We start from the raw sequence: 19157 nt of genomic DNA on the forward strand, positions 1-19157 counted from the left end.
GCCGTCGCGCCGAAGGCCACGGCGCGTGCGGTCGCCTCGCTCGACGACATGCAAATCGTATCCAGCGGCGACTTGCCACCCCTCTTCCTCCGCCCAGCACGAGGACAATCCGTCATCCGGGCTGGTCCTCCACCACGGCGAGGGGTGCAGCGATGCCAACCCGCCACACGAGCGGCCTTTCGCGCCGCGCCTCCAGGCCCGTAGCCGCGGTGTTACGTCTTAGGGGATGGTTGCGGCTTGACACGCCATAGCCGCGCACCGAGCAGCGGACACACCTGAGTCCACAATGGATGGTTAGCGGTTCGCCGTCTGCGCGGTACCAGGTCAAGCTGGTGGGGCTGTCGCCGTCCTCGGCGGGGTGATGGTGATCGCGTTGGACGTGTTTGCGGCCGAGATCGACGCGGGAACGATCCGCGCCCCACGGGACGGACAGGGCAGGCTTGTCAGCCGACTCCGGGCCCCGGCTACGCGATTCCCGCTCGCTCCGTGGCCAGACGGAGCCAGTTCGAGCGCAGGTCGCGCAGGATCCACGTCAGGCGTACATCGGGGATGAGGTACCCGCCGATTCCCGCCTCGGTGTGGAGCAGGTCGAAGACGCGTTCGCTGACGTCGCTGAGAACAGCGTCGCTCCCATCGGGACCTTCCGGAGGAGCAGGGATGAGAATGGTGATGAGGCCGGGACGTTCGTCGACGCTCTCGACGCGGTAGTTGCCACCCGGCAGATAGCCGAAGTGCCGTTCCAGCGCTGCCTCGGGTTCGGTCACGAACTCGTCGCGCACGTGCCGATCAGTGGTGAGCAGACGGAAATGCTCCTCGGTGAATTCGTCAGGCGTCATCGCGCACCTCGGAATGTTCGCGGAAGGCGCGGCGCATCGCCAGCAGCGACACCTTCAGCTTTTCCGGCAGGATCCAGCAGAACATGTCCGCGCTTCGCCACAGGTCGATCTGGTTGACACCGCCGCGCGCCGGTGCGTCGCCGCGGAGCGGGGGGATCAGGTAGTAGAGGGTGTTGCGCTCTTGAATCCGGACGTCCACCTCGATCCCGTCCGGTACTTCGACGCCGAGTTCGGCTAGAGCCTCCTTCGGATCGGTGCGCAGGAGTTCCCGGAATCGTGGGTTGGTCCATGCTTGTTCGGTGATCGCTCGTTCGAGCTGAACGGTCATGACGTTTCCCTCTTGTCGTCGGTGATGGCTGCGCGTACCTCGTCGGGTGTCGTCCACAGTCCTGTGTGACCTGTCGCGATGGTCAGGCACTTCGCGCCGCGCTCCTGGGCGCGGACGGCCATGGGGGAGAATGGCGACCGATCGCCGAAGAGTACGTAACGAATGGGAGGCTGATCGTCAACACCCGTGCTCCAGGGCAAGGGCTCTTCGTGTGTGGCCATGCTGATCGGCCGTAGTCGGGCAACCAGGTCGGGATCGGTGAAGCCGAGGCGATCGAGTCCGAACGGTGGCACCGTTCTGCCGCCCGCCGCCAGGGCCGCTTTGGTGAACGGGCCGCGGATCACCGGCATCAAATCGAAAGCGGATTCACCGGGAAAGGGCAGAAAAGCGTCGAGGTAGACCGTTTGGAGTACGCATCGCGGATGCGCGCCCGCGACTCCTGCGACGACCATACCTCCGTAACTGTGACCCACCAGGATCGTCTGGTCTTCGAGCAGTCGCGTGACCTCGTGGATATGGCGTATCAGGCCGGGCTCCGCGATTTCCGTTCCCCCGGGGCCGCTAAGAGTGGGGGTGATGACCGTGTGTCCGTGGTCGCGCAACCGGGTGGTGATCCGGTCCCACACCCAGCCGCCGCACCACGAACCGTGCACCAGGAGGTACCGGCTCATGGGGCCGGAACCCTCGCGACTACGTCGACCTCCACCAGGACACCAGGATCGAACAATGCCGACACGCCGACGAGCGTGCTGGCCGGTGCTACGGGCACCCCACGGCGCAGGGGTTCGAAGAGCCCGGGAATCAGTTCGGGCCGGTAGCCCGCGACGTAGACGGTTTCCTTGATGACGTGTTCGCGTCCGCACCCGGCGGTGGCCAGCGCGATGTCGAGGTTGTGCGCGATCTGGCGCATCTGGGTCACGTGGTCCTCGCCGGTCAGCGCGCCGTTCTCGTCCCACGCTACTTGGCCGGATACGAAGAGCAGATCTGCGCCGCGAACGAGTACGGCCGGGGTGAAGGCTCCCGGAACGTGATGCAGGCCGGCGGGAGTCAGGTACTCGAGAGAACTCATCGTCGTACCGCCGTCCGCGCAGGAGTTCCAGCCCAGGCCGAGAGCCGTGCCTGTCGGGTGGTGGCATCCGGTGGGGAGTTCTCGCGGCGAACCCAGGCGATGTGGCCGTCCGGTCGTACCAACACTTCGCTGACGTCGTCGGCCCAGGACCGATCACCGCAGGTGCCCACGGTGATCCGGCTCTTCCAGCCCGCGGCGACCTGCGCGGCACCGTCTCCGGTGAAGTCGATATAGCCGAACTTGCCGGCGTGCATCAGTTTCGAGACCCGAAGGCCGGGTGAATCCAGCGTGATGTCGGGCATGCGGGTGCCGACCAGTGGATCTTCGCCCGGCGACGGGTAGGACGTCGCCAGCGCGGACACCTGCCCGGCCAGTCGAATGTTCACGTCGGGGATTTCGAGCAAGGAGTCCATCATCGCGCGCAGAGCGTTCACCGGCCGGCTGTATTCGGGCACCAGGGTGAGTTCGAGCAGCAGGGTCTGCGCCTGGGTGTTGTCGGTGACCAGCCGGCCCACTGGGAATCGCTCCGAGTGGTACGTGTCGAGCAGGCCGGGCGGTGCCCAGCCGTTGATGTCGGCGGCGAGTTTCCACCCCAGGTTCATCGCGTCCTGCAGACCGGTGTTGAGGCCCTGGCCCGCCGCCGGGAAATGGATATGCGCGGCATCGCCTGCCAAGAAGGTTCTTTTGTCACGGTATTTCTCCGCCAATCGTGTGGCGTTCCCGAAGCGCGACAACCATTTCGGCTCCGCGATCCCGAAGGACGTGCCGGCCAGGCGCACCAGCGTGTCCCGAAACTCCTCGAAGGTGACCGGCTCCGTCGTGGGCACCCGCATCCTTTCCGCATCGGTGAGGACGAAGCGGGTCAGCCCACCGGCCAGCGGTGTGATCAGGACCGGAGTCCGTCCGGCGGCGGCGATGGCTTCCTTGTCGGCGACAGCGAAGTCGCCGAGCATCGCGCTCATCGTGCCGTCCGTGCCAGGGAAGCCGATGCCCGCGCACTCCCGCACCTTGCTCCGGCCGCCGTCGCAGCCCACGACGTACGCCGCGCGGAGATGGAACTCCCCGCCCGGAGATGTTCCTGCGACGGTGACGCCGTCGTCGTCTTGTGCCAGAGACACGACTTCGTGTCCATAGGAGACCTCGACGCCCAGTTCTCGTGCGCGTTCCTCCAGCAGCCTTTCGGTACGGGCTTGCTCGAGGAACAGGGTGTAGCCGTGCCGGGTGTCCAGGGCTGAAAAGTCGAGGTGCTTCGGCAGGCCCGCGAAATGCCAGCCCGGGACGGTGTGGCCCAGGGTCAGAAACCGCTCGGCGATGCCCCTGAGGTCGAGGATCTCGATGCTCCGGGGGTGCAGTGTCAGGGCACGGGACTGTTGGTGCCGCCGCTCCTGCCGTTCGAGCACCCGCACGCGTACTCCCGCCAGCGCCAGTTCAGTGGCGAGCAAGAGGCCCGTCGGACCCGCGCCGCTGATCACCACATCGGTGTCCACGGCCACCTCCTTAATTTTCGAACATCGTTCATTTAATACTCCGTCAGTATGCAGAGCGATCACCCGATGGTCAAGTCCGCTGATAGGCTCCCCAGGACATGACCGCGAACCCACCCCGAGATCGCCGCCCCCGTGGCCGGCCCCAGGCCGCCGACCGGGTCCACGTCACCGCCACCGCACTCCGCCTGCTCGGTGACACCGGACTCGACGCGCTCACCATGAGAAAACTGGCCACGGCGGTCGGAGTCCAAGTGGGCACGCTGTACGGCTACTTCCCGACAAAGCGGGCTCTGCTGACCGCCATGGCCGAGGCGATGCTGGATGGCTGTCGTGACGCTGCAGAGGGAGTGACTCAGCCGCGTGAACGAGTATGGACACTGATGAAAAGCCTCCGCGCCGCTCTCTTGTCCTATCGCGACGGAGCGCGGGTGTACGCGGGTACACATGCCACTGGACCGAACACCCTGGGATTCGCCGAAGCCCTCGGCGGCGCCTTACGGGAGGCTGGGCTCGATGCCTCCGCGGCGACCAAGACAGCGCACTTGCTCCTTCACTTCACGACGGGTCACGTCCTCGAGGAACAAGCGGCAAGCCAGTCGAGCCCGGAACTGTCCGCTGAGATCGACAGCCTGCGCCAAGCGATCCGGCACGGCGAATATCCTCACCTCGCCGAGATCCAGGATCGCTTGACAGGCATGGATCTGACCGAGCTTTTCGAGCAGGGCTTGCGGTTGCTCACCGCGGAGTTGTCCTGACGAACCGCTGTCCGGCACGATCGAACCGAGAGCGAGCCACCCAGCGCGCCACCACCGCGGCGCGATCGCCACGGGAGCGCCGATCAGGTAGGCGACGCAGAAGGCGGGCAGCACGAGCCACGCCTGCATCATTTTCACCTGGAAGGCCACGCCGACCAGTGCCGCGCATGCCGGCAGCCACCGCGAACGCCCCTGAAGGGCACGCGTCAGCGCGTAAGCGGCGGCCACCAGGCACAGCACGAGCACCGGCTCGGCGAGGTTCACCCGTACCACGGCAAACACCGCCGGGGTGAGTACGAACGCCACCCCGGCGAACACGCCCGCCCGCATCCCGGCCCAGCGGCGTACCGCGCCGAACAACAGCGGCACGGTCGCGATCGCCGCGAGCACCCCGGGCAGGAGCAGAACCCAGGTATGGAACCCGAACAATCGCACGGACAATGCCTGTGCCCACAAGGCGCCGGGGAGCTTGTCGACCGTGATCGCCCCCTGCGGGTCGAAGGCGCCGAAGAAGAAGTTCCCCCAGTTCTCGCTCATGGCGCGCACCGCGGCACTGTAGTAGTAATGCGTCCCGCCGCGGCTGAGGCCCCAGCCGTAGCACGCGGCAGCCAGCGCTGCCAGCGCGAGCACCGCCCACCGAGCATTCCGTCGCTCGTCCGAAACCGTCCGCGCCACCCTGACCTCCAAGTATTACTACGCACTGTAGTACTACGCAGTGCAGGAAGTCATCTCCCCAGACCTGACCGTGGCGTCGGCGTGATCGACATCGGCCTGGGACGCCTGCCGACCTCGGAAGTTCAGAAACTCGCTTTCCGGGTATCCGAGAAAGATAAGGCGTCTACCCACGGAGGTCGGGGTGACAGGGCCGAGGCCGCCGGACGAGTACGTCGTGCGGTTCACCGACACACCGCACGGCAGGGTGCGCAGCCGGATCCTGGGACCGCGGCGGGAGGCACCTCCGGTCGTCGCGGTGATGGGTATGGCCGTGTCGGACTATCTGCTGCCCGCGTTGTCCACGTTGAGTTGGTCCCAGGTGCATCTGCTCGACCTGCCGGGGCTGGCGGGCAGCGGCCCCCCGCCCCAACCGCTCGATGTGCCTGGCTATGCCGAGTGCGTGGCGTCGTGGCTGGACGCCGCGGACCTGCCGCCCGTGGTCCTGTTGGGTCACTCCAGCGGCACGCAGGTCGCCGCCCGGACCGCGGTGGCGCGACCGGACAGAACCGCGGCCCTGGTGCTGGCCAGTCCCACCGTCGATCCGAAGGCGAGGTCGGTTCCGCGCGCCTTGTTCTGGTGGCGGATGGACTCCCATTTCCCGTTGCCCGGTTTGCGGGAAACCCACATTCCGGAGTGGCGGCGTGCCGGGTTCCGACAGCTCGTTCACCTTTTGCTGGTGCATCTGCGGGACCGGCTCGAGGAGGTCATGCCCGAGGTGCCGTGTCCGGTGCTGGTGATACGCGGCGAGCAGGACGCGTTGTCGTCCGACCGGTGGGCCGCCGAGCTAGCCACGCTGGCCGCCGACGGCCGGTTCGTCACCACTCCCGGCCCGCACACCTTTGTCTGGTACGACCCGCACGCCTGGTGCGGACCGATCCGCGAACTCGCCACGGGGAGGCGGGTTTCATGAAACCGGGGAAGGCGATCGCGTCCTTCGATTCCGCGTCGGCATTCTTGCGCGTGCTGGCCCGGCATCTGCACGGTAAGGACAGTCCGGCGCTGGGCCTCGGCCCGGCCGGTCGTATCACCGGACGAGTGTCCACTGTGGTCAACCACCTGCCGTCCGCCTTGCGCGAAACGATTTACGCACGCGCAGGGCAGTTCGAGGCCACGACCCCCGGCCGTCTCGGCCGGATCGATGTCGAGGAGGTCGCGGAGTGGGTGATCGGGCACTACCCGCGCCGCCGCTATCCGGCCGTGCTGATCGGTTCTTCCTCGGGGGCGGTCACCCATCTCGCGGCGCTGGCCGGGGTGCCCTGGCTGCCGCAGACCTTGCTCGTACCGGTGCGCCACGGGGGTTTGGATCCCGATCGGCCCCGGGCGGCAATGGAAGCGCTGGCCGGCGCGCGTACCGACTTCACCGGGCCCAATCCGCAGATCGGCCTGCACCACATGCACGACGCGAACCAGGATCGGTTGATGATCCGGCGCATGGCGTACTTCCGGTTCAAGTACCGCTCGCTACCCCGGGCTTATGCGGCCTTCCTGCGGGACTGCCTGGAACCTGCCGGGACGGTGCTCGTCACCGACTGCGGTGAGCGCTGGCCGACCTCCGACGTCGGCCCACGTCAGGTTTTCCAGCACGGCGCGGTGGGCGGGGCCACCGCCGAGCAGTACGCACACGGCGGGCCTCAGGTCGCCCAGTTCCTCGCCGAGCAGGGCTCGGCGTGGCGTGCGTGGGACGCACCGCCGCCGGATGGCGCCAGCCCCGAGGCGGAATGGGGCTTCGACGATGCGCTGCTGCCCGGACTGGCCCGGCTGTGCGACGCCGAAGGCTGGTCGCTGGAGCGGCTGAATTTCCCACACCCGGACGCGCTGAGCGCTCCGGTCGCCGAGTTGTACCGGACCTGGTTCCGCGCGAACGGAATGCCAGCGAACCGGTTGCTGGTCGACTGTTTCGCACTGCTGGATCCGCACCTGCCCTTGCGCCTCGGGCTGGCCCCGTACTGGACGGTGTTCCCCATCCGGGATGCCCGAGACACGCTGCTGCGCTACCTTCAGCGAACCGAACCCTACGACGACATCCACCTCGGCCTGTTCTCCCACGGCACCTGCTCGATCGGACGAGCCACCATCGAGGACTGGCAGAAAGTACTGGGACAGGCCCGAAGGCGAGGAATCTTCTGCGGCGTCGACCCCTCCGCCCATCCCCAGGACTTCGCGAGCAACGTTCGCTTCCACGACGAACTGTCCACACTGGACCCGACAACCCCCGGCCCGCCGGGCACGCCGCCGTGGCCGTGGGTACGTGCCTGGCTGCGACAACACGCCGACGCGGACCTTGGCTACCTGACCGGCGACGCGGCCACCTGATGAACGAGCCCGCGCAACCGGGTGATCGACGAAATCGGCTTCAGCGGCCGCCCTGGCCGATGAGCACCACCAGGCCGCCACAAGGAGGCGACAGACCATGACGAGTTTCGGGTACTTCCTGTCCACCGAGGCCTTCGGGCCCGGCGAACTGGTGGCCCAGGCGAAGATGGCCGAGCAGGCCGGCTTCGACCGGTTGTGGATCTCAGACCACTACCACCCCTGGGTCGGCGAACAGGGCCACAGCCCGTTCGTGTGGTCGGTGATCGGCGCGTTGTCGCAGGTGACGTCGTTGCCGATCAGCACGGCGGTCACCTGTCCGCTGGTGCGGACCCACCCGGCGGTGATCGCGCAAGCCGCCGCCACCGCGGCCGTCCAGTGCGAAGGCCGGTTCGTGCTCGGCGTCGGTACCGGCGAGGCGCTCAACGAGCACATCCTCGGCGATCCCTGGCCCGCCGCGGATATCCGGCTGGACATGCTGGACGAGGCGGTGGAGGTCATCAGGGCCTTGCATTCCGGGCGGCTGGTGACCCATCGCGGCCGGTACTACCGCGTCGAGCAGGCCCGGCTCTACACGGTGCCCGAGCAGCCGGTGCCGATCTACGTTTCCGGGTTCGGCCCGAAGGCGGTGCGGCGGGCCGCGCGACTCGGCGACGGCTTCTGCACGAACCTTCCCGACGCCGACCTCGTGCGCACCTATCGCGATTCGGGCGGAGGCGACCGCCCGGTACAGGGCGGCCTCAAAGTGTGCTGGGCCGATTCCGAATCCGACGCGGTGGCCACCGCGCACCGGTTGTGGTCCAGCGAGCTGCTCCCCGGTCAGCTCGGCCAGACCCTGCCGACCACACGGCAGTTCGAGGACGCCGTTCCCCTGATCACGCGGGAAATGGTCGCAGACGCCTTCGCCTGCGGCCCCGATCCGGAACGCCACGTCCGCGCCGTACGGGAATTCGCCGACGCGGGCTTCGATGAGGTTTACGTGCAGCAAATCGGCCCCGAACAGGAAAAGTTCTTCGAAGCATGGTCCCACGAAATCCTGCCCAGGCTCTGAGTGAGCGCCCGAGATCTTGCGGCAGTCTCGAGGGCAGGTAGAGCCCGCCGGGGGCTTGTCCGGGCGGGCGGCGCCGAAGCAGGAAGGGCGTGCCGGGGTTCCTGAGACGAGCAACCCGCCGATTCGGCGTGGGTCGGAGACCCTGCCGCTGCGGACCAAGCACTCATTCTCGTTGAGGGTGTGGAACCGGGCCATGGCTCGGCTGCGATTGCCCGGGAACTGCGCGCCCAAGTAACTCCCCCAGGTCGAGCGTGAGCTGGTGCGCGGGCGCCGGGCCAGACACCGCGGCCCGGGCCTCGGCCGAGCGCAGGCAATGCGCGCACGTCACCTCGTCGTGGGTGGGATCAAGGCGGGTCCAGTCCCACCCGCCGACGGCGGTGCCGCAGGCGAGGCCGGGCACCTCGTAGCCGAGGAACCGGGTCGGCCGCATAGCGTGCACCACGCGCGAGCCCGGCACTCTGGCATTGCGGTGCTCGAACCGGTGCAGCGCGTGTTCGGCCGATCCGGCGAGCAACTGGCCCACCGGATCCACGCGAGTACTGGTCATGTGTCCAGACTACGTCGAGGGTCCGACAAATCTGCCGGTCTCCGGCTGGGTGCGGTGGGGCCGCGAGGACTGTCACTCGGCCCCACCGCACCCAGGACTGCGGTCGCCGCGAACACGCGGGGCGCCTACCCGCGTACGAGGCGTCCAGCGGGCCGGCCGACTCACTCGACGCGCCCCGGCACGGCACCCCCTTGTGGCCGCTGGACGGATCTGCACGGCGACCTCCTTTTAGTCCGCCGACTACGCGCTTGCGCGAGCCAAGAAGACCACAGGACTAGCCTTCGCACTGCCGGGTCTGGAAAGCTCTGGAAACGACTGGAGTCCGCTCCTGGAGACACCGTGCCTGACGACCTTGACGCTGATCCTCCTCAGCCGTCGAATTCTCCGGAAACGCTGCGGTCCAAGGCCGACCTGGCCGTGGAGGTCCGCCGGCTCCTGCTGGCTCACGAGCGAAAAACCCACCGGCCGGTCAAGCGAGCCACGCTCGCGAAGGCCATCGGCGTCTCGGTCAGCAGCCTGTACGCCTACCTCAACGGCACAACCTTGCCGCCCACCGACACGTTCGACCGCCTGCTCGACGCGCTCGGCGTTCCAGCCGCCGAGCGGCGTCGGCTGTCCACCGCCAGAGACAACCTGGACGTCCACGGCGCGCTGCCGGCTACGTCCGCACCGCCGCCGCAGGAACTTCCTTCGGACGTCTTCGGATTCACCGGGCGGGCCGAACAACTCGCCGAACTGGACCGGATGCTTGCCTTGTCGGACAAGGGAGTCTCGGCCGTCGTGATCTCGGCGCTGTCCGGCACGGCGGGCGTCGGCAAAACCTCCCTCGCCGTGCACTGGGCACACCGGGTTCGTGACCGATTCCCCGACGGCCAGCTGTATGTCGACCTACGTGGCTACGATCCCAGCGAACCCATGCGGCCCGTCAAAGCCCTGGAGACCTTCCTGCGCGGCCTTGGTGTCTCCGGTCTGGACATCCCGAACGAACTGCCCGAACGCGCCGCGCGGTACCGCACATTGCTTGCCGACAAGCAAATGCTGGTGGTGCTGGACAATGCCCACTCAACCGAGCAGATCCGTGATCTTCTTCCCGGCACGTCGTCCTGCTTCGTCATCGTGACCAGCCGGGACAGCCTCGCCGGCCTGGTGGCCCGGCACGGTGCGCGCCGGGTCGACATCGACCTCCTCCCGACCGAGGACGCCGTTTCGTTGCTGCGCACCCTCATCGGCGATCGGGTGGCAGCCGAACCGGCCGCGGCGGCCGTGTTGGCCGAACGCTGCGCCCGATTGCCCTTGGCCCTGCGCATCGCCGCCGAGATCGCCATCGCTCGGCCCACCATGAGCCTGGTCGATCTCGTTGCCGAGCTCGAAAAGCACCGACTCGACATGTTCGGCGCCGGCGGCGACCAGCGCACCGCGGTTCGCGCGGTGTTCTCCTGGTCCTACAAGCACCTTCGCGACGATTCCGCCCTCGTGTTCCGGCTGCTCGGCCTGCACCCCGGCCCCGACTTCGACCCGTACGTGGCCGCCGCGGTCGCAAACCTCGACCTCGGCGACGCGAAGCGACTGCTGACGGAACTGGTGGATGTCCATCTGGTTCAGCAACTCGGTGCCGGCCGATACCGCTTCCACGATCTGCTGCGTGCGTACGCCGCGCAGCTGGCCGCCGAGACCGACACCACCGACGACCGGCGGGCGGCGCTGAGCCGGTTGTTCGACTACCACCTGCACACCGCCTCGGCAGCGATGGACGTGATCGCACCCGAGGAGAAGCACCACCGGCCCGACGTTCCGGCACCGGGCACGCCCGTCCCGGCTTTGCACGGCTACGAGCAGGCCATGACATGGGTGGAGACCGAGCGCCCCAACCTGCTGGCTGCCGCGGAACATGCCGCCGGCCACGGCTGGCCGGCGCACACCAGCCATCTGTCCGTGATCTTGTGGCGCTATTTCCACATTTGTGGCCATCGCGACGACGCTCTCACCTTGCATACTCGCGCACTTGCCACCGCCAAGAACACCGGAAACCGCGTTCTCGAAGGCCATGCGCTGAACAACCTCGGGAGCGTCTACTGGCAGTTGGGACTCTATGACGAGGCCCTGGCCCGCCATCAGCAGGCACTTGACGTCGCTCGCGACACCGGAAACCGCGTTCTCGAAGGCCATGCGCGATACGGTGTCGGCTTCGTCTACTCGCGGGTGGGGCAACTCCACGAGGCCCTGACCTACCTCCAGAGCGCCGTGGCCTTCGCCGGCGACACCGGCAACCGCCCCCTGGAAGGCCGCGCGCTGAGTAACATCGGCCTGATCTATTGGCAATTGGGGCGGTACGACCAGGCTCTCGGCTACCACCAGCAGGCCTTGGCGATTGCCCACGATATCGACGATCACACCCTCGAGGGCGCCGCGCTGGACAACCTCGGGAGTGACTACGAGCGGTTGGGGCGCTACGACCAGGCTCTGCCCCATCATCAGCAGGCGCTCGACGTCGCATACCACACCCGAAACCGCTATCTGGAAGGCTATGCGCTGAAAAGCCTGGGGAGTGTCTACGAGCGGTTGGGGCGCTACGACCAGGCTCTGGCGCATCATCAGCGGGCGCTCGAGGTCGCCCAGCAGACCGGCAACCGCAGCCTGGAAACCGAGGCACTCAACAGCCTTGGTGAGACCACTCGCTCATGCCTGTCCATGGATCCGGCCGACACTCTCGACCATCATCAACGTGCCCTGGACTTGGCCGGCAAGATCGGCGACCGCTACGAACAGGCCCGCGCCCACGACGGCCTTGCCCACGCTCACCAGGACCTCGACCATCCGCTCGACGCCCGCCACCATTGGCAGCAAGCATTGGCCATCTACACCGAACTCGGCGTCCCCGAGGCGGACCAGGCTCGCACCCAACTCGCCGGGCTCGACAATTGACCCATGTCTATTGCCCGAACCGGCTCCCGCTCGGCGAACACCATCGAGTAGGCGGTGACCGTCTTGCCGCCCGCAGGGTCATCTGGCCGGTGATGACCTCATGCGGGTCGACGAACCGGCTGCTCATCGGCTGCCGCCGGTTCCCTGGCGCCCAAGGCGTCGGCGCGCCGGATGGGGAGTCCGCCGGGCAGCAGCCGGGAGGTGTCGGTGCGCAGGCCTTGCCCATCGCCCCAGTTCGCCTTCCTGAAGCCGATCGTGGTCACCGCGAAGGAGGAGTCGTCGTCCACGTGGGAACCGTAGGCGGTGTCGTCGATTTCGATCCGGACCGGCAGCGCGGCGTCGACGGCCGCGCGGCTATCGCTCGTCGGCGTCGAGCCGGGTCAGCGCGGCGCTGAGGAACGTGTCTCGGCGTTGCCCGAGAACGTCGGCGTCGAGGTCTGGCCGGCCCTGGTCGTGGATCGCCGGAACGGCGAACGCCATGTCGGCCAGGGTGCGGGACGCCGCCACCACGTCCCAGTAGGCGACCTGGTCGGCCAGTCGGCCGGTAGCCCGCTGCCAGCCCTGCAGCACCTGCTCGGCGGCGGGTAGCCCGAACATCAGGGCCGCGTCGAAGCGCGCCCCGCCGAGGTCGATTCCCGGCGATCCGGCGCCGGCGCTGTCCCAGTCGACCAGTCCTGTGCAGCGGTCGCCGGACCACAGGGTGTTCCCGTACCACAGGTCACCGTGCACGAAAACCGTCGGACCCTGGGGCAGGGGAAGCTGGGCCAGGCGTTCCTCAGCGGCCGCCAGCAGCGCGGTGGTGCCCTTCTCGCGACGGCGGGCCGCGAAGTCCACCTCCGCCATCGGGCGGGTCCGCAGCGGCAAAGCGGCCCGAGGCGCCAGCGGGACCGCCTGCAGTGCGGCCGCCGCGGCCCCCAGGCCGCGCAGCCGCCCGGTGGAGGCGACCGGTGGGATCCGGCTGTGCCCGGCCAGCACCGTGGTCAGCACCGCCAACGCGCCCGCCGCGGCACCGTCGAGATCCGCGGCGATCAGCCCAGCCGCGGGCAACCGGTGGTCACCGGCCACCCGCAACGCCGCCACCTCGGTGCCGAACCGCTGGCGATGCTCGGGATCGGTGGGGTCTCCGAGCCGCAGCACGGCCGCCTCGACCCGGCCGACCGGGTCGAACCTCAGCAGCCACGGGTTGGCGCCCTCGCGCAAGCCGGTGACCGCGGCCACCCGGACATCGCCACCCACCGCGCCGACCGCCCAGCGCAGCGACTCCTCAGACGGCTCGGACACCGCAACCCTCCACGTCCCGTCGGGATGCCCAGGCCCCCCGACGCACGGTCAATACACACCGTCGTAGTCACCAGGGCCCTCAGCGTCAACCATGAGACAACCGAATTCCGACCGTTCACTTGGTTCGGACAACAGTCCGTTATCCGGTAAGGCGATGCGCCAGAGGAGCGGCATGATGGCGACATTGAAGTCTCGGCGGCTCGCCAACGGTGCGCCCGCATGGCGGTCGAAACCTTCCTCGAGGGGCCGACCGTCGCTGGCAACGCCAACACCTTGTGCGCCTACCAGCACATGCTCGACCGGGCCGCCGAGGTGCCCGGTCCACACCGGACACTCGCCAAGGTTGCTGGTATTGGCGGGCCGCGGTCAGGACGCTACGGAGGTCCAGTCGGTGAATCCGCTCGGGTCGTGCCGGCCGAGGCTGGCGTGCTCGAACATGCCCCATCCGGTTTCGCCGGCGCACCGGGCCCGGGCGACGTGATCGGACACGCCCCACGGCACTCGTGCGGCCACGGCGGGATCGGTGAGGTCGTACACCGAGGCGGAGCGCCAGTCCGGACCCCGCCAGCTGCCGTGGCTCCATTCCGGGTCGCCGCCGTACCCGGCGCCGATGTGCAGCGCCACGGAGTTCAGGGTCTCGATCTCGACGAGCAGGGGGGCGCCGTCGGGCGTGGTCAGGTGCAGGCGGGCGTGCCGTGGGTGGCGGGTGCCGCCGCGGTAGTCGATCTCGATGCGGGGCCAGCCGAGCTGCTCGACGCGGCCGTCGGGAAAGATCCGCGTGGCGTCGTTCAGGGTGCGGTACCCGTCCGGTGCTTCCTGGACGATGACCACGAGCGCGAAGCTGTCGAACCGCAGTGGCGCGTACAGCCACCAGAATCCGTCCGCGGGTTCGTCGCCTGCCCGTCCGGCGGGTTCGGGTTCGCCGATCGGACGGATACCCCAGGACCGGTCGCGGGTGCCCACCCACGACTCGGGTGTGGCGGTGTGGTCGGTGCCGTCTACGTGGAGGCTGCCGGTCCACGAACCCACCTGGGCGAAGCGTTGCGCGTCGAGCGTGGGCCGGGGGCCGGTGAGCAGCAGGTGGCGGGGCTCGAGCACCGGCGGGAAGGACGCGTCCCAGGTGAGGTCGAACCCCAGTTCGGGGTGGTCGCAGAGCAATCTGATGCGGTGCAGCGGCCGGGCCACCTCGATGTGGAAGGGCCCGACCCGCTGGTCCAGGGTCGGGCCGTCGAGTACGTCGGACAGCCGGAGCGCGTACTGCCGGTCGCCGGAGCGCACGGTGGCGAAGGCGTCCTTCACGCCCAGGTTGGGGTAGAACCCCATGCCGCAGACGAAGAAGATGTCGCCGGTGCGGTCGTGCGCGTTGAAGTAGCTGCGGTCGTAGAAGTTCCGATCACTCGTGGCGACCCTGGCCAGGGACAGCGGCGCCTGGTGCACGGGGTACTCGTCCAGTTCGACCGGCTTCATTTGACCTGACCCGTTCGTCGGTTTCGGACCGTGGCGATCCCACTACTGTAGAACCGGTTCTATCACACGCAAAGCCTCCTAGCGCGGCCGAACGGGCGACATCCGAAGACGAGGAAGAACACGTTTCACTACAGTGACGGGATCCGGACACATTCGCCGAGTCCACCCGGGGTAAGCATGCACGGCAGCGACGACCCGCCGACGACGGTGGAACCGCCCACCGTCGCCCGCCCGACCACCTCCACCCGCGATCCCGGCGAACTCGGCCGCAGGCTGGGACGGTGGCTGGCAGCCACCCTGCCGCCCGGCTCGGCGCCGGAGGTAAGTGCGGTGGAACTGGCCTCGGGCAACGGGATGTCGTCCGAAACGGTGCTGTTCGACGCCACCTGGCAAGAATCGGGGGCCCGGCGGACCCGGCCGCTGGTGGCGAGGGTGGCGCCGGAACCCTCGACGCTGCCGGTGTTCCCGGTCTACGACATGCAGCGGCAGTTCCGGGTGATGCGCACGATCCGGGCGTGCTCCCGGATCCCGGTGCCGGCCGTGCTGTGGTCGGAAACCGACGAGCAGGCGCTGGGCGCGCCGTTCTTCGTGATGGAACGGGTCACCGGACTGGTCCCGCCGGACGTCATGCCCTACAACTTCGGCTCCTGGCTGACCGACGCCTCCCCGGCCGAGCGCGCACGCCTGCAGGAGTCCTCCGTCCAAGTGCTGGCCGATCTGCACGGCATCAGCCGGCCGGTGGAGCGGTTCGGTTTCCTGCGCGCGGAACAGCCGACCGGCGCCACCGCGCTGGACGCGCACGTGACCGGCCAGCGCGCCTACTACGACTGGGTGTCCTCGGACGGGATCCGTTCCCCGCTGATCGAAGCGGGCTTTTCCTGGCTGGACGCGCATCGTCCGCGCCAACCGGGGCCGACGGTGCTGAGCTGGGGCGACGCCCGGATCGGCAACATCATGTACCGGGATTTCCAGCCGGTGGCGGTGCTGGACTGGGAGATGGCCGGCCTCGCGCCGCCCGAGGTCGACCTCGGCTGGCTGATCTACCTGCACCGGTTCTTCGAAGATCTCGCGACCGCCGCCGGGCTGCCCGGGATGCCGGACTTCCTGCGCCGGGACGACGTGGCGGACCGCTACTGGCGGATGACCGGGTACCGCCCGGCCGACCTCGACTTCTACACGTTGTATGCGGCCCTGCGGCAGGCCATCGTGATGTTCCGGGTCCAGCGCCGCCGCATCCACTTCGGCGAGGCCGAACCACCGGCGAACCCCGACGACATGATCATGCATCGCCGGGCGCTGGAGGCGATGCTCGCCGGAACCTACTGGGAAGAGGTCGGCTGACATGTCCTGGCCACGACGCGACTACGACCAGCTCTTCGTCGGTGGGCGGTGGACCGATCCACTGGGCGACCGCGTGCTGGAGATCCGGTCTCCGGCAACGCTGGAGACCGTCGGGCGCTGCCCGGAGGCGACCGAAGCCGACGTCGACGCCGCGGTGCGGACCGCCCGGCAGGCGTTCGAGACCGGGCCGTGGACGCGTACCGCACCTGGGGAAAGGGCGCGTGTGCTCGGGCGGGTGGCGGCGCTCCTGGACGAGCGCGGCGAAGACATCACCCAGCTCATTTCCGCGGAAATGGGCGCACCGCCGATGATGGTCCGGATGCTGCAGCACGCCCCGGCTACCGCGGTGCTGAACTTCTACGCCGGGCTCGCGGAAACCTTCCCCTGGGAGGAAACCCGGCAGGGCGCCTTCGGACAGACGCGGGTGCGCCGCGAGCCCGCCGGCATCGTGGCCGCGATCACGGCCTGGAACGTGCCGCTCTTCCTCGCGATCAACAAGCTCGCGCCGGCGCTGCTCGCCGGTTGCCCGGTGATCCTCAAACCGGCGCCGGAGACTCCGCTGGACGCGTTGGCGCTCGCCGAGCTGTTCGCCGAGGCGGGCCTGCCCGACGGGGTGCTGTCGGTGCTGCCGGGTGGCCGCGAAATCGGCGAGTCGCTGGTCGCCCACCCGGACATCGACAAGATCAGCTTCACCGGCAGCACCGCCGCTGGGCGTCGGGTCGGGGCGGTAGCCGCGCAACAGCTGAAGCGATGCTCACTCGAACTCGGCGGCAAGTCCGCGGCCATCGTGCTCGACGACATCGACCTCGACGCGACCATGCCGATGCTGGCCATGGCCGGGCTGATGAACAGCGGCCAGGCGTGTGTCGCGCAGAGCCGCATCCTGCTGCCGCGGGCCCGCTACCCGGAGATCGTCGAGGCGCTGGCCAAAACGGTCGCCGCGATGAAGACCGGTGACCCCGGCGACCCGGCGACCCAACTCGGCCCGCTGATCTCATCCCGCCAGCGCGACCGGGTCGAGGGCTACCTCGCCAAGGGCCGCGCGGAGGGTGCGCGGCTGGTCCTCGGCGGCAGGCGGCCACCAGAACCGCACACCGGGTGGTACGTCGAGCCGACCATCTTCGCCGACGTCAGCAACCAGGCAACCATCGCACAAGAAGAGATCTTCGGCCCGGTACTCGCGGTCATCCCCTACGACACCGAGGACGAGGCCGTGGCGATCGCCAACGACTCCGACTACGGACTCGCCGGATCCGTCTGGACCCGCGACGTCGAACACGGCCTCGACATCGCCCGGCGCGTCCGCACCGGCACCTACGGCATCAACTGGTACGCCTTCGACATGGGATCCCCCTTCGGCGGATACAAATGCTCGGGCATCGGCCGCGAGGGCGGGCCCGAGGGACTGGACACCTACTGCGAAACCAAATCAATCATGATGCCACCCGCCTAACCGGATTCAGGAACCCAATACCATACCCGGCAAACCGCTCACAGCCACGCCGCGGCAATCCTCGAAACCAGTCCCCCGCCCGGAAACACCGCGTCGAAATCGAGCTATTTCAGGGCGACAGCACTGGCTCACGCGCACACCCACCACATCTCAAGCCGCAGCTTCGTGAGCTACGCCGCGTGATCCGCGCCGATCGCGGCACCGTCGCCAGCTCGGTGGCTCTGCTCACTCGGTGGTGTGTCATCTGACCTGGCGAAGTTGGTTCGCGGTTCTTTTATTGCCTGCGGCGCCCGTTCAAGACTGGCGGGAAAGCGACAACCGGACGGAGGAGCGCGATGGACGACAACGGCGGATTCGCGGATAACGGGTCGAATGCGGCGGCCGCTTCGCCAGAAGGTTCGGGAGTGGGCGACGGTCTCGCCCACCTGGACATCGAAGACCAGGCGGTCCAGGTGGCCAACGGCGCTGGGGCGTCCAATCAGAACAACACGGCCAGCGTCAACGACGATGGCTATTCAGAGATCACGCAATCGAACACCAACACATCCACCACAATCAACTTCTCCGAGCTCTGGTGAGATGATTGTTCGCGCCGACCGCTGAAGTTCAATTGCTCCCGCAACGGAAATCAGGGCTGAAACAACACATTCACGCTGCCCAGGTCAATGATCAAGCGATCGAGAAGCAGCTTCAGGTGTCGATGTGGGCTGCGAGCCGGTCGGCGGCGGTGCGGGGCTCGCGGCCGAGGAGCTCGGCCAGCAGGGGGTCGGCTTCGGCGAAATAGCCGGCGCGGGCGGCTTGGTACCAGGTGAGCATCAGTCGGGCCGTCTGCTCCGGGACGCCGATCGTGATCTGTTCGGCAACCCATTGTTCGTCGTCCAGGACGATGCGTTTGATGGTGCGGCCGGTGAGACCGGAGGCGATCTCGGCGAAATCGTCGAACGTGACGGCGGTCGAAGCGGTGAGGGTGACGGGGCCGTCGAAGGAGCGGGCACCGGCGAGGATGACCGCGGTGGCCTCGGCTATGTCGGCACGGTCGGTGTACGGGACGGGGCCGTCTTCCGGCTGAGCGATCTCGCCGGTCCGCTGCCACGGGCCGAGCACCTGGTCGAGCGGGCCGTAGGCGCCGTTGCGCAGTGCGGTCCAGGCAACTCCGGAGTCGCCGAGGACCGCCTCGGTGGCGATGTGGATGTCCGACGGCCGGTACGGGTTGCCGGGGACGGCGCCCTGCTGGCTGGTGTAGAGGATCCGCCGGGTGCCGGCCGCGACGGCTGCGTCGATGGCGCCTCGGTGCAGGCTGACCAGGTCGGCGGCCGGGTCGTTGCCGGATACCAGAAGGACCTGCTCGGCACCGGCGAAGGAATCGCGCAGCGCGGCCGGATCCTCGTAGGAGCCCTGCCGCACGCGCACGCCGCGGTCGGCCAAGTGCCGCGCCTTGGCGGTATCGCGGACGCTGACGCCGATCTGGTCGGCGGGTATGCGCTTGAGGAGGTGCTCGACGGTGGCGCCGCCCAGCCCACCGGTAGCGCCGGTGACAACGATCATCTTCTTGGTCTCTTCCTGTGCGCCCACGGTGTCCGTCATTGGAGGTGGGGT

General features: G+C 68.4%; 18 protein-coding genes and 1 pseudogene. 8 read left to right on the plus strand and 11 right to left on the minus strand.

Annotated elements, in window-relative coordinates; all coding sequences use genetic code 11:
• Positions 1–464 precede the first annotated feature (464 nt).
• Genes FXO23_RS11030 through FXO23_RS11050 form a run of 5 tightly spaced genes read right to left on the minus strand, consistent with a single transcriptional unit; the run spans position 465 to position 3720 of the window.
• The gene (locus tag FXO23_RS11030; RefSeq protein WP_158883652.1) at positions 465–836 is read right to left on the minus strand and encodes a hypothetical protein; all 372 of its coding nucleotides are present in this window, start codon (positions 834–836) and stop codon (positions 465–467) included.
• Positions 826–1164 carry a nitrile hydratase gene (locus tag FXO23_RS11035; protein ID WP_158883654.1) on the minus strand — a complete coding sequence of 113 codons (339 nt, stop codon included), beginning with the start codon at positions 1162–1164 and terminating at the stop codon, positions 826–828. Before FXO23_RS11035 ends, FXO23_RS11030 begins: the two co-directional genes overlap by 11 nt.
• Positions 1161–1835, minus strand: a complete 675-nt coding sequence (locus tag FXO23_RS11040; protein WP_158883656.1) for an alpha/beta fold hydrolase — start codon at positions 1833–1835, stop codon at positions 1161–1163. The genes FXO23_RS11035 and FXO23_RS11040 overlap by 4 nt, the downstream gene beginning before the upstream one ends.
• The gene (locus FXO23_RS11045) at positions 1832–2233 is read right to left on the minus strand and encodes a RidA family protein (RefSeq protein ID WP_158883658.1); all 402 of its coding nucleotides are present in this window, start codon (positions 2231–2233) and stop codon (positions 1832–1834) included. The genes FXO23_RS11040 and FXO23_RS11045 overlap by 4 nt, the downstream gene beginning before the upstream one ends.
• Entirely contained in the window at positions 2230–3720 is a 1491-nt protein-coding gene (locus FXO23_RS11050; RefSeq protein WP_158883660.1) for an FAD-dependent monooxygenase, read from the minus strand. Before FXO23_RS11050 ends, FXO23_RS11045 begins: the two co-directional genes overlap by 4 nt.
• A gap of 98 nt (positions 3721–3818) precedes the next feature.
• On the opposite strand from FXO23_RS11050, the gene FXO23_RS11055 reads away from it, so the two are divergent.
• Positions 3819–4475, plus strand: coding sequence for a TetR/AcrR family transcriptional regulator (locus FXO23_RS11055; RefSeq protein WP_158883662.1), 657 nt, complete (start codon positions 3819–3821; stop codon positions 4473–4475).
• Positions 4476–4511: 36 nt separating this feature from the next.
• On the opposite strand, the pseudogene FXO23_RS51525 reads toward FXO23_RS11055, so the two are convergent.
• Positions 4512–5012: pseudogene (locus tag FXO23_RS51525) on the minus strand (glycosyltransferase family 39 protein); the annotation flags it as partial.
• Positions 5013–5331: 319 nt separating this feature from the next.
• On the opposite strand from FXO23_RS51525, the gene FXO23_RS11065 reads away from it, so the two are divergent.
• The 3 genes from FXO23_RS11065 (at position 5332) to FXO23_RS11075 (ending at position 8550) form a co-directional block, all read left to right on the plus strand.
• Positions 5332–6099, plus strand: a complete 768-nt coding sequence (locus tag FXO23_RS11065; protein WP_158883664.1) for an alpha/beta fold hydrolase — start codon at positions 5332–5334, stop codon at positions 6097–6099.
• A complete protein-coding gene (locus FXO23_RS11070) occupies positions 6096–7502 on the plus strand; it encodes a hypothetical protein (RefSeq protein ID WP_158883666.1) in 1407 nt (468 codons plus the stop codon). The genes FXO23_RS11065 and FXO23_RS11070 overlap by 4 nt, the downstream gene beginning before the upstream one ends.
• A 97-nt stretch (positions 7503–7599) precedes the next feature.
• Positions 7600–8550, plus strand: a complete 951-nt coding sequence (locus FXO23_RS11075; protein WP_158883668.1) for a TIGR03557 family F420-dependent LLM class oxidoreductase — start codon at positions 7600–7602, stop codon at positions 8548–8550.
• A 163-nt stretch (positions 8551–8713) separates the two neighbouring features.
• Here FXO23_RS11075 and FXO23_RS11080 read toward each other — a convergent pair whose 3' ends face one another.
• Positions 8714–9097, minus strand: a complete 384-nt coding sequence (locus FXO23_RS11080; RefSeq protein ID WP_158883670.1) for a hypothetical protein — start codon at positions 9095–9097, stop codon at positions 8714–8716.
• 339 nt (positions 9098–9436) lie between these two features.
• Here FXO23_RS11080 and FXO23_RS11085 point away from each other — a divergent pair, with 339 nt between their 5' ends.
• Complete coding sequence (locus FXO23_RS11085; protein ID WP_158883672.1) at positions 9437–12019, plus strand: ATP-binding protein; 2583 nt, start codon at positions 9437–9439, stop codon at positions 12017–12019.
• Positions 12020–12117: 98 nt separating this feature from the next.
• Here FXO23_RS11085 and FXO23_RS11090 read toward each other — a convergent pair whose 3' ends face one another.
• The 3 genes from FXO23_RS11090 to FXO23_RS11100 all read right to left on the minus strand — a co-directional run bounded on the left by FXO23_RS11090 (position 12118) and on the right by FXO23_RS11100 (position 14767).
• Complete coding sequence (locus tag FXO23_RS11090; RefSeq protein WP_158883674.1) at positions 12118–12306, minus strand: hypothetical protein; 189 nt, start codon at positions 12304–12306, stop codon at positions 12118–12120.
• Between the two features lie 67 nt (positions 12307–12373).
• Complete coding sequence (locus FXO23_RS11095; RefSeq protein WP_158883676.1) at positions 12374–13300, minus strand: phosphotransferase family protein; 927 nt, start codon at positions 13298–13300, stop codon at positions 12374–12376.
• A 366-nt stretch (positions 13301–13666) separates the two neighbouring features.
• The gene (locus FXO23_RS11100; protein ID WP_158883678.1) at positions 13667–14767 is read right to left on the minus strand and encodes an Rv3169 family protein; all 1101 of its coding nucleotides are present in this window, start codon (positions 14765–14767) and stop codon (positions 13667–13669) included.
• 177 nt (positions 14768–14944) lie between these two features.
• Here FXO23_RS11100 and FXO23_RS11105 point away from each other — a divergent pair, with 177 nt between their 5' ends.
• From FXO23_RS11105 to FXO23_RS11115, 3 genes are all read left to right on the plus strand, one after another.
• Positions 14945–16108 (plus strand): phosphotransferase family protein, encoded by a 1164-nt coding sequence (locus FXO23_RS11105; protein ID WP_158883680.1) that lies wholly within the window; start codon positions 14945–14947, stop codon positions 16106–16108.
• A 1-nt stretch (position 16109) separates the two neighbouring features.
• Entirely contained in the window at positions 16110–17561 is a 1452-nt protein-coding gene (locus FXO23_RS11110) for an aldehyde dehydrogenase (protein ID WP_158883682.1), read from the plus strand.
• A 335-nt stretch (positions 17562–17896) separates the two neighbouring features.
• Entirely contained in the window at positions 17897–18139 is a 243-nt protein-coding gene (locus FXO23_RS11115) for a hypothetical protein (protein ID WP_158883684.1), read from the plus strand.
• Between the two features lie 112 nt (positions 18140–18251).
• Here FXO23_RS11115 and FXO23_RS11120 read toward each other — a convergent pair whose 3' ends face one another.
• Complete coding sequence (locus tag FXO23_RS11120; protein ID WP_343034469.1) at positions 18252–19145, minus strand: NmrA family NAD(P)-binding protein; 894 nt, start codon at positions 19143–19145, stop codon at positions 18252–18254.
• Positions 19146–19157 lie beyond the last annotated feature (12 nt).

It is taken from the genome of Amycolatopsis anabasis (assembly GCF_009765355.1).
Classification (GTDB): domain Bacteria; phylum Actinomycetota; class Actinomycetes; order Mycobacteriales; family Pseudonocardiaceae; genus Amycolatopsis; species Amycolatopsis anabasis.

Excerpts from the sequence above, each read along its gene's own strand:
- FXO23_RS11120 (WP_343034469.1), bottom strand. The coding sequence starts at position 19,145 with ATGACGGACACCGTGGGCGCACAGGAAGAGACCAAGAAGATGATCGTT.
- FXO23_RS11045 (WP_158883658.1), bottom strand. The coding sequence starts at position 2,233 with ATGAGTTCTCTCGAGTACCTGACTCCCGCCGGCCTGCATCACGTTCCG.
- FXO23_RS11110 (WP_158883682.1), top strand. The coding sequence starts at position 16,110 with ATGTCCTGGCCACGACGCGACTACGACCAGCTCTTCGTCGGTGGGCGG.
- FXO23_RS11070 (WP_158883666.1), top strand. The coding sequence starts at position 6,096 with ATGAAACCGGGGAAGGCGATCGCGTCCTTCGATTCCGCGTCGGCATTC.
- FXO23_RS11105 (WP_158883680.1), top strand. The coding sequence starts at position 14,945 with ATGCACGGCAGCGACGACCCGCCGACGACGGTGGAACCGCCCACCGTC.
- FXO23_RS11075 (WP_158883668.1), top strand. The coding sequence starts at position 7,600 with ATGACGAGTTTCGGGTACTTCCTGTCCACCGAGGCCTTCGGGCCCGGC.
- FXO23_RS11030 (WP_158883652.1), bottom strand. The coding sequence starts at position 836 with ATGACGCCTGACGAATTCACCGAGGAGCATTTCCGTCTGCTCACCACT.
- FXO23_RS11055 (WP_158883662.1), top strand. The coding sequence starts at position 3,819 with ATGACCGCGAACCCACCCCGAGATCGCCGCCCCCGTGGCCGGCCCCAG.
- FXO23_RS11080 (WP_158883670.1), bottom strand. The coding sequence starts at position 9,097 with ATGACCAGTACTCGCGTGGATCCGGTGGGCCAGTTGCTCGCCGGATCG.
- FXO23_RS11100 (WP_158883678.1), bottom strand. The coding sequence starts at position 14,767 with ATGAAGCCGGTCGAACTGGACGAGTACCCCGTGCACCAGGCGCCGCTG.
- FXO23_RS11115 (WP_158883684.1), top strand. The coding sequence starts at position 17,897 with ATGGACGACAACGGCGGATTCGCGGATAACGGGTCGAATGCGGCGGCC.
- FXO23_RS11040 (WP_158883656.1), bottom strand. The coding sequence starts at position 1,835 with ATGAGCCGGTACCTCCTGGTGCACGGTTCGTGGTGCGGCGGCTGGGTG.
- FXO23_RS11035 (WP_158883654.1), bottom strand. The coding sequence starts at position 1,164 with ATGACCGTTCAGCTCGAACGAGCGATCACCGAACAAGCATGGACCAAC.